Source organism: Bacillus sp. RIT 809 (genome assembly GCF_016892495.1).
GTDB lineage: Bacteria > Bacillota > Bacilli > Bacillales > Bacillaceae_G > Bacillus_A > Bacillus_A cereus_U.
On sequence record NZ_JAFEMR010000020.1, the window covers coordinates 62,442 to 73,996 of the forward strand.

Below are 11,555 nucleotides of genomic sequence, written 5' to 3' on the forward strand. Positions count from 1 at the left end.
TCCTCCTCGCTTCTAAATTATGGCCACTCTCCAACGATGTTACCCTTTGCATCTATCTTAAATGTTTTAACCTTTCCACTACTATCGACTTTTGATAATACTCTTTCTACCTTATCTCTCTCCAACGCTTTCGTAATCTTATCTGCTAATCTTTTATCTCCATCAACAGCTTTCAATATTCTACTTTTTTCAGTCTTCACACCTGTCAACCAATCATCCGACATTTGTCGTCCATCTTTAGTTTTTCCTAATTGTGAACTACCAAATTTTGCTTCATCAATAACATATTTAATATTTGATCCTGCATTTGTATTTTCGTATAATCCATCAATTCCTTTTACTATTTTATCATTTATGCTTGATGGTGCACTTTTGCCGACTGGCTTTAAATCAAATCCAGCATCTTTTAAACTTTGATTATTCAATAAATTGTCATTTGATTTTATTTCACCATAATTACCTTTTTGCTTATTTGTAGCTGTTTTTGCATCAAAATCAGCTATATTTGTATTTTTGCTACTGCTGGGTTTACCATTACCACCATCTTTAGACTTCTCAAACTTATAAAAAGCTTCTATAAATGCTATACACTTTTGATTTACTTGTTATAGAACTTCCTCTACATCGACATCCATATACTCAAAAGCATAAATAGTTAGTTTTCATACCAATGTTTAATTGAAAATTTCTTTAATAGAGCCAATAAAAGAGACCTCAAATATGAGGTCTCTTTTATTGGCTCTACTCCACCTGTAACTTTCTCTTCACTTACTTAAAGCTAAATAACATGGTTCATTAAAATATACAATTCTAAAAAACTTCTTCTTCGAAAAATTCTTTCCTTGATCCAAAAATCTAGCAAAATAAATTAGAACATAAATAAGTGATAAAGAATTATTATTCTGGTAAGTGAATATTGATGAATGTGTCTACTCATTTCTATCCTAAAACGCAAAAAAGCACTTGTTGCCTTTAATTGACAATCAAGTGCTTTAAGTTCATATGTTTTTAAGTAGCATAAATTTGTAAGTTTTGTAGTAACAGTATGACACCTTTTATACATCATGACAAATACTATGTTAAAACTTACGAGTTTGTACGAGTTCGTTAGTTTCATATACATTCCATGCCGTTTTATTCATCACTCATTAAAATGTCATCTCGCCTAAGCTCGTACTTCTTTTTCTATTCTATCATTGCACGTAGTACTCTATGATGGTACAACCATCATGGAGTGCGTACTTCAAAATGACCTTTTCTTTTTTTGTACACTTCAACTATACCTTAATTCAATCAGCCCATATATTCCGAATGACTAAAAAAACAATTTTATTGTCTCTATAAAAATAGGCTTCAAAGTTTAAAGTACAACGTCCTGATAACCTACCTCAGTTACTTCACCTTTCACAAGACAAAGGCCTAATCCATTTTCCATATCCCATGTACAGTCAAACGTAAGTCCGATATCAAGAAAGTCGATAAGGTCATTATCCGGAACGAAAATTCCAGATAATGTTATTTTTTCGGGAATTTGAGTAACTGTTTCTATTAAAGGATAATTTTCGTTAGATTCAACATCGTAACCAAGTTCATATCTTTTTTGTTTATAATAATCTAATATAGGCTCCAAAATACTTTGTTGTAATTGTTGCCATCTTTCTATTAAAAAATTATATGCCATATATTGTTCTTCCTCAAACTGACCATCATCTTCTCCCCTAACTATTAACGCCACCTTAACTTCGTTCCCAAAAAACTCAATGTTTTTATATCCAATCCAATCATAATTATTAAACTCAAGTTCGCCAAAAACTGCATCATTTATTTTCATTATATATATCTCCTTTATTGTTTACTAGCAAATCCATTTGGCATAAACGCTCCTGCATTGATTTCACCTACTCCACCAAGATGTCCAAATTTGCTGTTGATCTCTGTTGGTACAAGTTGCACTATCTTTACATCATTCAATTCATGCCAAGTTAACTTATTTGCACGTCGATATTTCTCTATTTGTTTCCATGTAATTCCACCAGATTCCATCCCAAACTTACGTGCTAATTCAGGAGAATTATTCAATTGCTCAGCCAATTTTTCATCAGCTTGAGTAAAATTAAGACGTCTTGCTGCTGATCCATATCCAGCAGTGCCACCTACCATGTAATTGATTTCTACCTGCGCCTTTGATACTGGCGAAAAATCAGGAACTCCATTTTTATATTGAATACCTTTAATCCCAGCTTCATCTAATATACGTTTCAATATAGGGTCTGGTGGTGGTTTAGGCGTACTTAAAGATTCTCCTCTGATTCCTTCAAATTCAACCTTCGAATTAACTGGTGAAGGTGTCTGATTATACCTTGCTTCATAAGAACTAGCAAAATCGGTTTGTCTAAAAGCAGGTGGAACTTCAGCCTCTCTATTACCCGTACCCTTACCACCATCTTTAGACTTCGCAAACTTATAATAAGCTTCTATCAATTCGCCTTGAGGTATTTTGGTTACGATAGTTCCACCAACACTAGAGAATGCATAGGAAACATCCCTCTTAAAGGATTGTAACATTTCAAGCTTAGGCTTCAATTCTTTTGCTAGTTTTACTGCATTAGCAATTGTACTTATTCCACTTGATGCTTTTGCTCCTTTTGCGACATGACCGATTTTATTTAGTCCCTTATCGCCCAAAAATGCGGTAGCTACTTGCGTTAATATATAAGTAGACAATTCAGTACGGCTCTCTGCATCTCCATCTATCATATCTCGTTTTATTTTATTTGAAAATGCATGCCACATATTTTTTGCAGTTTCATCCAAATGGAAAAGTGCATAGGTTACATTAATAAAAGTTCCTATGTCCATATTACTTAAAGCTTCTGCGGACTCGATTTCATCTCCAATAGCTTTCCCAGAGCCTCTTTGAACAGCTTCCCACATCTTTTTCACTGTTTCAAACACGCCAACTATACTGTCTGCCGTATCGTCCCAAGCATTTCTAACCGGAGATTTCTCCTCAATTATGTTATTTGTTTCTATATCCTTAATTGACTGATCGGTTTTTCGGGCTGTTTCTTCTATAATCCCCTGAATAGAACTCACCCAATCCATATTCAACCCTTGTGTACTAAACGTCCCACTTACAGGACTAAATCCTTTCCCGCTTTGCACTTCAGCGAGTCCGGCTGTGATGCTAGCTGCTAATTGGAGGGCGGTGCTGTAGTTGTTGCTGGACGTATGATTGAATTCATATAAACGCTCTAGTTTTTCTTCAAGTTTTTTTCTCATTGCAACTAAGACCGCAACAATTGCTTCTACTCCAGGCATTGGTGCAAGTACTTCTATTGCTTCTATACTTGCAATTGATTGATTGATTGGCATGTCTCGTAGCGTAAACTGTTACGATAATCCAGTCGTTGAAAACTTCTTCAAATCATGAAACAGAATTGTGGAAGCGCTTCATCATTTGGAACTTTTGTTTTGATATTTTTGGATATATGATTTATCATACTCAATATTATAACCTTAAAATAAAAAGCACTTGTTGCCTTTAATCGGCATTCAAGTGCTTTAAGTTCATCTATTTATTAAGTAACATTATTTTAGGGAATTTTTAATTAACTTTACAATATCTTTAAAACTTACGAATTCATTAGTTTCATGTTTATTCCAGTTTTTTATATTCTAAGCCCACTAATAGCCATCTCACCTAGTTATTGTTCTTATATTCAAAAGAATTACCTCTCCTCTTTGCACAAATATAAGTATTGGCCAAACTCGGGGAATACATCCCAATTTCTAGATACATCATCTTTTATCTCTCGTTCTTCTACTTCACCAGTTTTAGAATCTTTTTGCTCCATAGCAATATGACCATTTTCTTGATACCCCAAAATCATACTTTTTAACTGTGTATCCCCGTCATATTCCCAATACATTATTGTCCTTAGGAATATTCTATTATCTTCTTTAACAATAAAATCGTAGTGTAAATATTTACGAAGAAAATCATCCAAAAAACTTACCGATACCCATTTATCAGTGACATTTACTAAATACTTTGGCTGCTCTCCATCATTGAGAACAGCAGTATAAGAATGTCGATTTCCATGAAGTATCTTGGCTGCATTCTCATCAATAATATTCCAAGGCTTCTTCTTTATATTAGACCACTTATCACAATAATAAATTTCCATTAATTATACACCTTCCCATTAATATCACGAATAATAATCCCTTTCTCATTCGCCTCTTCAATAATTTTTTGTGGAACTGGTTTTGTTTGTACAGGGACTTCCAAAATTAATTCTCCATCTAGTCGACCACCTTTTAAAGCATTAGGATTAAATTTACCTGAAGAAATTTCTGAACCGGAAGAATACTTTTTAGTAAACTCACTTAAATAACTTAATGCCGTCTTTTCTTTTACTTCAGCCAATTGGGTAAATTTCCTCGAGACAATTTCTTCACCTGGAATATAAGAATCCACAACATATTTCTTCCCATTGTTTTCCTTTGCCTCTAACTCTATTTCATTATAAGTATATCGAGGACGATTTTCCTTATTAAATCTATTTCCTGCTTCCCATTGTTTTTTCACAAAATCGGGTATTGATTTCTTTTTAGATAGTGTTTTATCCGTGCCCTTATCACCATCTTTAGATTTCGCAAACTTATAATAAGCTTCTATTAATTCGCCTTGAGGTATTTTGGTTACAATAGTTCCACCAACACTAGAGAATGCATAAGAAGCATCCCTCTTAAATGATTGTAACATTTCAAGCGTAGGCTTTAATTCTTTTGCTAGTGTTACTGCATTAGCAAATGTACTTACTCCACTTGATGCTTTTGCTCCTTTTGCGATATGGCCTACTTTATTTAGTGCCTTATCGCCCAATAATGTCGTAGCTATTTGTGTTAATCCATAGGTAGTCAATTCTGTACGACTTTCTGCATCTCCATCTATCATATCTCGTTTTATTTTATTTGAAAATGCATGCCACATATTTTTTGCAGTTTCATCCAAATGGAAAAGTGCATAGGTTACATTAATAAAAGTTCCTATATCCATATTACTTAAAGCTACTGCGGACTCGATTTCATCTCCAATAGCTTTCCCAGAGCCTCTTTGAACAGCTTCCCACATCTTTTTCACTGTTTCAAACATGCCAACTATACTGTCTGCCGCATCGTCCCAAGCATTTCTAACCGGAGATTTCTCCTCAATTATGTTATTTGTTTCTATATCCCTAATTGACTGGCCGTTTTTTCGGGCTGTTTCTTCTATAATCCCCTGAATAGAACTCACCCAATCCATATTCAACCCTTGTGTACTAAACGTACCACTCACAGGACTAAATCCTTTCCCGCTTTGCACTTCAGCGAGTCCGGCTGTGATGCTAGCGGCTAATTGGAGGGCGGTGCTGTAGTTGTTGCTGGACGAATGATTGAATTCATTAAACACGCTCCTTAATTTACAGAACCATTCGTAAACAGAAAAATAGTGGCAGTTGGCTTCTCCAAACTACCACTATTTTCAATCTCTTTATTCATTAAATTCCTTATAATTTAGTTTTTCAGCGTTACTCATGATGCACAATGTTTTAATTTGCTCGTTATAGAACTTCCTCTACATCGACACTCTCTATCTTTACTTCATACATATTTGGGATATTTACTCCTTCCGGTACCCATGCATAATAATTTTGATCATTCTCTAAAATAAATTGAACTAACTTTGTTTCTGAAACATTCCAGAAATTTTTAAGATTATCAATGTAGTCCTCTAAATCCTCTTTATAATCCAATTGTAATATATAATCTCTTACCGTAAGGGCAAACACAATTAAACTTCCTAATAGATTTTTTTGCTCATTTTCTTCTTCATACTCTTGTGGTAAAAACCACACTTGGCCTATTCCTATCGTTTTTTTGTATTTTTCATAAAAACTACCATCGTCCATATTCTTATAATCATGTATTAATTCATTGACCAATGAATGCCATTTTGGCGGAATAATGTTTTCCAATGCAGGATTATTTTCAATTCCTTCTACTATTTCATCTATCTCTTCCGTCTCATCCTCATAGTTATATTTACTTAGAGATATGTGTTTGAATTTCATTGAATTCTTATAATGCGCCAAATCATACGGATAGTGATTATTATCTTTTAAACTTGTATCATCAAGTTCCAAAATTTTCGCAAGCGCTGCCGTTTCAAAGCTCCAATACCCTACATATCCAGGTTCTTTATGTGCATTTTTCCATTCATAATCATAATGACCTTTAAACCATTCTTTCTCCATATACGTTTGCAATCTTTTAGACGCTTCTTTTTTATCTGTTTGTGCAAGTTCTATAATTTCTCTCGTTTTTGCATATGGATTTTCTTTAAAATAAACATTCGTCATTTTTGTGTATCCGATATCACTAGCGCATAAGAGGAAATCGATTACTGCATCATTCACATTTTTTTTATCAACTATCTTTTTTAATCTTTCTATATTTTTTTTATCCGTTTCTAACAAAATTCCTAAAGAAATTATCCAAAGCATATATATATAACCCACTTTGCTAGTCCCTGTATGCTCTAAATCATCCATTGCATTATAAAAATATACTTCCATTGTGCTAATGTCTTCTCCTAAAGAATACATTGCTCTAATGTCGTTCATCTCATGTATAAAATTCCTTAAATATCTTCCTTCTATAATACTTATATTATCTTTAGGCTTTCTTTGTATACCATTCTTTTCATCTTCTTCTAAACTTCTAATCTCCTCTCTATTATCTTCAATAAACTTTTTATGGAGTTCTATTCCTTTTTTACATTTTTCTTCTATGCACAATTGATCTCTCATTCTATTTAATTCCTCCTAGCTTCTAAATTATGGCCATTCTCCAATGTTGTTTCCTTCTTCATCTAACCTATATGTTTTTACGTTTCCACTACTATCGACTTTTGATAATACTCTTTCAACTTCACTATCTTCCAATGCATTCGCAATCTTTTCAGCTAATACTTCATCTCCATCAACAGCTTTCAATATTCTACTTTTTCCAGTTTCAGAACCGTTCAACCAATCATTTGACATTTGTGGTCCATCTTTAGTTTTCCCTAATTTTGAACTACCAAACTTCGCTTCATCAATAACATATTTAATATTTGAATTTGGATTTGGATTTGCATTTTCGTATAATCCATCAATCCCTTTTACTATTTTATCATTTATGCTTGATGGTGTACTTTTGCCGACTAGTTTCAAATCAAATCCAGCATCTTTTAAACTTTGATTATTCAATAAATTGTCACTAGATTTTATTTCACCATAATTACCTTTTTGCTTATTTGTAGCTATTTTTGCATCAAAATCATCTACATTTGTATTTTTGTTACTGCTGGGTTTACCCTTACCACCATCTTTAGACTTCGCAAACTTATAAAAAGCTTCTATCAATTCGCCTTGAGGTATTTTGGTTATGATTGTTCCACCAACACTAGAGAAAGCATATGAAGCATCTCTCTTAAAAGATTGTAACATTTCAAGCGTTGGCTTCAATTCTTTTGCTAGTTTTGCTGCATTAGCAATTGTACTTATTCCACTTGATGCTTTTGCTCCTTTTGCGACATGACCGATTTTATTTAGTCCCTTATCGCCCAAAAATGCGGTAGCTATTTGCGTTCATCTCAGGAGTAATATAATATTTGTTTTAAAATGGTAGAAAAAGAAATCAACACTTATGAATTGTGGTTTCATTTAATAGATAACTATTATTCTGTAAGTTTTTGATTTACATGTGAAATTTTCAAAAAGTAAAACCTTTTAGTTTACTAAAAAACCTTGAAAGGCATTTAGCCAGTCAAGGTTTTTAACTTACTTTAAAAAATCTAATATTGAATTTACACTTTCTTCGAAACGACTTGGGTTTCTTTCTTTGATACTGGTTAATTGAGAAACAACATATTTCTGAATATCATTGTTTAATGTGGGGATGATTTTTTTATAAATATTCCTCGATGGTTCATGATTTAATATTCTTTTGTGAAGTATCTTTAACCATTCCTTAGCGTGAGGAATCATCTTAGTAATAGAATTAGCTAACACTTTCAGCGAAACTTCAGAACTAACAATCTTGTCATACGACTCTAAAATTTGTATGTTTTGTAGTAACAGTATGATACCTTTTATATATCGTGCCAACTACTATGTTAAAACTTAGGAGTTCGTTAGTTTCATGCCCGTTCAATGTGATTATATTCACCGCCATGTAAAATGTCATCTCACCTAAACTCGTACTTCTTTTTCTATTCTATAATTGCACATAGTACTCCATAATGGTTCAACCATCATAGAATACGTATTTTCAAACGCCCTGTCACTTTCCTATCCCACTTAAAGATTCTCTTTTTCACTCTTGATCATCATAAGCATCTCCAAGTGATTCAAATTCACTCTTTAGCCAATACCAATATTGTCCATTATTCTTAATAAGTTTTTCAAGTAAGTCAGTGAATGAAGTTGCAATAATTTGCGACTCCCCAACTATTCCATGCCGATCAAAGAAACTATCATAACATTTACCTAGTCTTTCTTCACTAAGATCTATTGTTAGATATTCATCCTTGCCATCATTGCATATAATATACCAAGTTGATGAAATATCTTCTTCACATAACTCTCCTACAATTACGGGATTAGCCAAAATAAACTCCTCTGGGGTAACAATATGAATAGGGTATTCCTCATTTTCAAATAAAGTTAGACCACCACAAAGACTATAAAATTCTTTTAAATCACCTGGTAGCATATGCTTATTCTTATCAATTATCGGTAATTCTGTAGGCTCCTGAACTCGACAATTAGGTAATGATTTTACTTTTTTAATCAACTGATTAATATTTCCCATCTGAATTACTCCCTAAAATTATATTGATTAAAAGCCCTATAATACTCTTGTCTAGCTAAACGTGGTACATTCGCAACATCAAACATTTTTTCCGTCAATTCTTGTATTTCCTTTGGTGAAACAGATTTCCAATCTACTTTACCTCCAACCTTTTTCCCTGTTTTATCAAAGAGCCATTGTCTATAAACAGCTTTAGTAGCATTGTGTTGCTCTTGAGTTAAGGCTATAGTTGGAGTATTCGCCCCTCTACTAACATAATCGGGGACATTATGTTTAGCCCAAACATCCATAACGCCATGATGATTTTCTAGTGGTGAATTGCTTGGCCTATACGGTACTACATCGTATGGTTCTGTAGTCTTACCCTTACCACCATCTTTAGACTTCACAAACTTATAATAAGCTTCTATCAATTCGCGGAACGTTATCTAGGTTCTTTACTTCTCCCTTGTACCCTATGTTGTAATCTTAAACCCTCACAATAAAAAAACAATCCATGTTAAACCTTATTAAACTACCTCCTACAATCTATAAAAATTTAATACTTAGCACACTTATAAAATTATAATGTATCTACTCATTTCTATCCCAAAACGCAAAAAAGCACTTGTTGCTTTTAATTGACAATCAAGTGCTTTAAGTTCATATGTTTTTAAGTAGCATAAATTTGTAAGTTTTGTAGTAACAGTATGGCACCTTTTATATATCATGACAACTACTACGTTAAAACTTACGAGTTTGTACGATTTCGTTAGTTTCATGCCCATTCCATGCGTTTTATATTCATCGCCATGTAAAATGTCATCTCGCCTAAGCTCATACTTCTTTTTCTATTCTATCATTGCACATTGTACCCTATGATGGTCCAACCATCATGAAGTACGTACTTTCTGACAGTCTATTATTTTCCTGTACACTTCATAATACGTTTTAAATTAATTACAGCAATACTTTGTCACTCCTGTATGCAAATGCTATTCTACAAATGGATGCTAAAACTTTCATGAGTTATTAATTCAATTTAAATATATCTATTACTATAAAATTTTTTAAAGTTTATTATTTTTCACTTCCTCAAACCACTCATCAGCAAAATCATCAGCCGTTTTTATATCATCATTTGTGTATACTAAATCATACTTGTATTCAACTTTGAAGCTTCCACTCTGATAAATATTTAATACTATAAACCCTCTTTAGGTAGACACATCATATCTTTTCTCCCCACCCTCCAACGCATCATTTCACCTTATGAGACTCTAAATACTTATTGTTAATCAAATAAAAGAAACTGCTAGATATTACACCGTCTTCCCTTGAAGTATCAACATATACTTTATCGGCTCTATCCTCCACAGATTCCATACATATGGATATCATATCTGCTTGCAATTCACTAAATCTATCTTCAAATTCCTTTTACTCAGCTAAACCTTTAACTTTTTAAAAATTTAAGATACTTAGTATTCTTCGGATTCCCAAAACATCTACCTTCTGATTTTTTATTGGCAATGCTAAAAAATTCTTTTGCGGTTTCTAAATCACCTAATTCAAAAGCAACTTTTCCTGCAATAAATTCCTTATCACCGGAATCTATACGTGCAAATCCAGTTAAAAATATTTTATCTGCCCACTCCTTTGCTTTTTTTAAATCATTTACCATAAAACAAGTGGAGATAATATCCTTAACTAAATGGTAACTCTCTTCACAATAAATACCTTTAGGATTAGGTATTATATCCCATGCCTCTTCTAATAACACAATAGAATCATTATAGTAACCATTATTAAATTGTTCATTGCTTTTTTCCAAAAGACTTTCGAATTCTTCTTTTATAGGTGATTGTAAAATAGCCATATTTATCCTCCTCAAATCATATCCTTAATCAATTCAAAATACTTATCATCCTCATTAAAAAAAGAGTTTATAGCCTTCTAAAATGTAAGCTCTTAACAGATACTCCTTAGCTTTATCAAACTCCTCACACTCGAATAAACTCTCTCCAAGTCTCAGTAAAATAAATGGATTTGAAATACCATCCGGACAGTTTAATGCATTATAAAAATTGCTTTTTGCTTTCTCATACTCACAATTTAAAAAATAAGTATCTCCTAATGCTGTATAAATCCATGTACTTGTTTCCCAATTGTTCTTCGGTAACGGAACCAAATCCAGTGCAGCCATATAGCTCTCTATTGCTTTATCATCTTTTCCTTTTTCAACAAAAGCATTTCCCTCGTTACATAATTTCACAATTTGGTCATACGCTTGATCGTTGAGTTCCAATATAAATTCCTCCCAATAATTATTTATTTGGTGGCAAGTAGGTTTCATTTAACTTTGCACCTGCGGATCGATTTAAACTATAATGATCTAATACATAATTATTGGAGTCTAACATCCATTCTCTAACCTCTGGGGACTTCTCTCCATAATATCTACCTGTACTGTTCCACCATGAAACTGCATCAGTTAAATGAGCCATATCTGCTTGATCTATAGGATACCATTTATTATCACTTGCCATAAATTCTATTTCACCATCACGTGTTGTACGGATTTTTGGTGGAATTTCATTTTCCATTCTTTCTATTACTTCTCTACCCGTTTTGGAGCCTTTTCCAGGCGTATTCCCCATCAGATCGATGCC

At 33.0% G+C, this 11,555-nt stretch carries 9 protein-coding genes and 5 pseudogenes; all 14 read right to left on the reverse strand.

All coding sequences use genetic code 11. The annotated features are described in order from the left end of the window. Positions 1-17 precede the first annotated feature (17 nt). Positions 18-578: pseudogene (locus JTF23_RS20245) on the reverse strand (cytoplasmic protein); the annotation flags it as partial. 782 nt (positions 579-1,360) lie between these two features. After that, positions 1,361-1,831, reverse strand: a complete 471-nt coding sequence (locus tag JTF23_RS20250) for a DUF6985 domain-containing protein (protein ID WP_070139574.1) — start codon at positions 1,829-1,831, stop codon at positions 1,361-1,363. Positions 1,832-1,845: 14 nt separating this feature from the next. Then, positions 1,846-3,375 carry an HNH endonuclease gene (locus JTF23_RS20255; protein ID WP_252188034.1) on the reverse strand — a complete coding sequence of 510 codons (1,530 nt, stop codon included), beginning with the start codon at positions 3,373-3,375 and terminating at the stop codon, positions 1,846-1,848. Between the two features lie 356 nt (positions 3,376-3,731). Next, the gene (locus tag JTF23_RS20260) at positions 3,732-4,190 is read right to left on the reverse strand and encodes a hypothetical protein (RefSeq protein WP_002110549.1); all 459 of its coding nucleotides are present in this window, start codon (positions 4,188-4,190) and stop codon (positions 3,732-3,734) included. Further along, positions 4,190-5,449, reverse strand: a pseudogene (locus JTF23_RS27945) (cytoplasmic protein); the annotation flags it as partial. The gene JTF23_RS20260 and the pseudogene JTF23_RS27945, both read right to left, overlap by 1 nt. A 160-nt stretch (positions 5,450-5,609) precedes the next feature. After that, the gene (locus JTF23_RS20270) at positions 5,610-6,857 is read right to left on the reverse strand and encodes a PoNi-like cognate immunity protein (protein WP_204209488.1); all 1,248 of its coding nucleotides are present in this window, start codon (positions 6,855-6,857) and stop codon (positions 5,610-5,612) included. 27 nt (positions 6,858-6,884) lie between these two features. After that, a complete protein-coding gene (locus JTF23_RS20275; RefSeq protein WP_204209489.1) occupies positions 6,885-7,658 on the reverse strand; it encodes a hypothetical protein in 774 nt (257 codons plus the stop codon). Between the two features lie 213 nt (positions 7,659-7,871). Continuing rightward, on the reverse strand, positions 7,872-8,198 hold the full coding sequence (locus JTF23_RS28150) for an Imm30 family immunity protein (protein WP_080013706.1): 327 nt from the start codon (positions 8,196-8,198) through the stop codon (positions 7,872-7,874). Positions 8,199-8,406: 208 nt separating this feature from the next. After that, a complete protein-coding gene (locus JTF23_RS20285) occupies positions 8,407-8,904 on the reverse strand; it encodes an SMI1/KNR4 family protein (RefSeq protein WP_002110562.1) in 498 nt (165 codons plus the stop codon). 5 nt (positions 8,905-8,909) lie between these two features. Further along, a pseudogene (locus JTF23_RS20290) lies at positions 8,910-9,257 on the reverse strand (sugar-binding protein); the annotation flags it as partial. 696 nt (positions 9,258-9,953) lie between these two features. Then, positions 9,954-10,284: pseudogene (locus JTF23_RS20295) on the reverse strand (DUF600 domain-containing protein). Between the two features lie 55 nt (positions 10,285-10,339). Then, positions 10,340-10,762, reverse strand: a complete 423-nt coding sequence (locus tag JTF23_RS20300; RefSeq protein WP_002110566.1) for a hypothetical protein — start codon at positions 10,760-10,762, stop codon at positions 10,340-10,342. Between the two features lie 11 nt (positions 10,763-10,773). Then, a pseudogene (locus tag JTF23_RS20305) lies at positions 10,774-11,191 on the reverse strand (tetratricopeptide repeat protein). Positions 11,192-11,210: 19 nt separating this feature from the next. Then, the gene (locus tag JTF23_RS28370; protein ID WP_252188035.1) at positions 11,211-11,543 is read right to left on the reverse strand and encodes a GH-E family nuclease; all 333 of its coding nucleotides are present in this window, start codon (positions 11,541-11,543) and stop codon (positions 11,211-11,213) included. Positions 11,544-11,555 lie beyond the last annotated feature (12 nt).

Bases quoted from the DNA above. Each gene is read 5' to 3' on its own strand.
- JTF23_RS20250 (WP_070139574.1), bottom strand. From the start codon at position 1,831: ATGAAAATAAATGATGCAGTTTTTGGCGAACTTGAGTTTAATAATTAT.
- JTF23_RS20255 (WP_252188034.1), bottom strand. From the start codon at position 3,375: ATGCCAATCAATCAATCAATTGCAAGTATAGAAGCAATAGAAGTACTT.
- JTF23_RS20260 (WP_002110549.1), bottom strand. From the start codon at position 4,190: ATGGAAATTTATTATTGTGATAAGTGGTCTAATATAAAGAAGAAGCCT.
- JTF23_RS20270 (WP_204209488.1), bottom strand. From the start codon at position 6,857: ATGAGAGATCAATTGTGCATAGAAGAAAAATGTAAAAAAGGAATAGAA.
- JTF23_RS20285 (WP_002110562.1), bottom strand. From the start codon at position 8,904: ATGGGAAATATTAATCAGTTGATTAAAAAAGTAAAATCATTACCTAAT.
- JTF23_RS20300 (WP_002110566.1), bottom strand. From the start codon at position 10,762: ATGGCTATTTTACAATCACCTATAAAAGAAGAATTCGAAAGTCTTTTG.
- JTF23_RS28370 (WP_252188035.1), bottom strand. From the start codon at position 11,543: ATGGGGAATACGCCTGGAAAAGGCTCCAAAACGGGTAGAGAAGTAATA.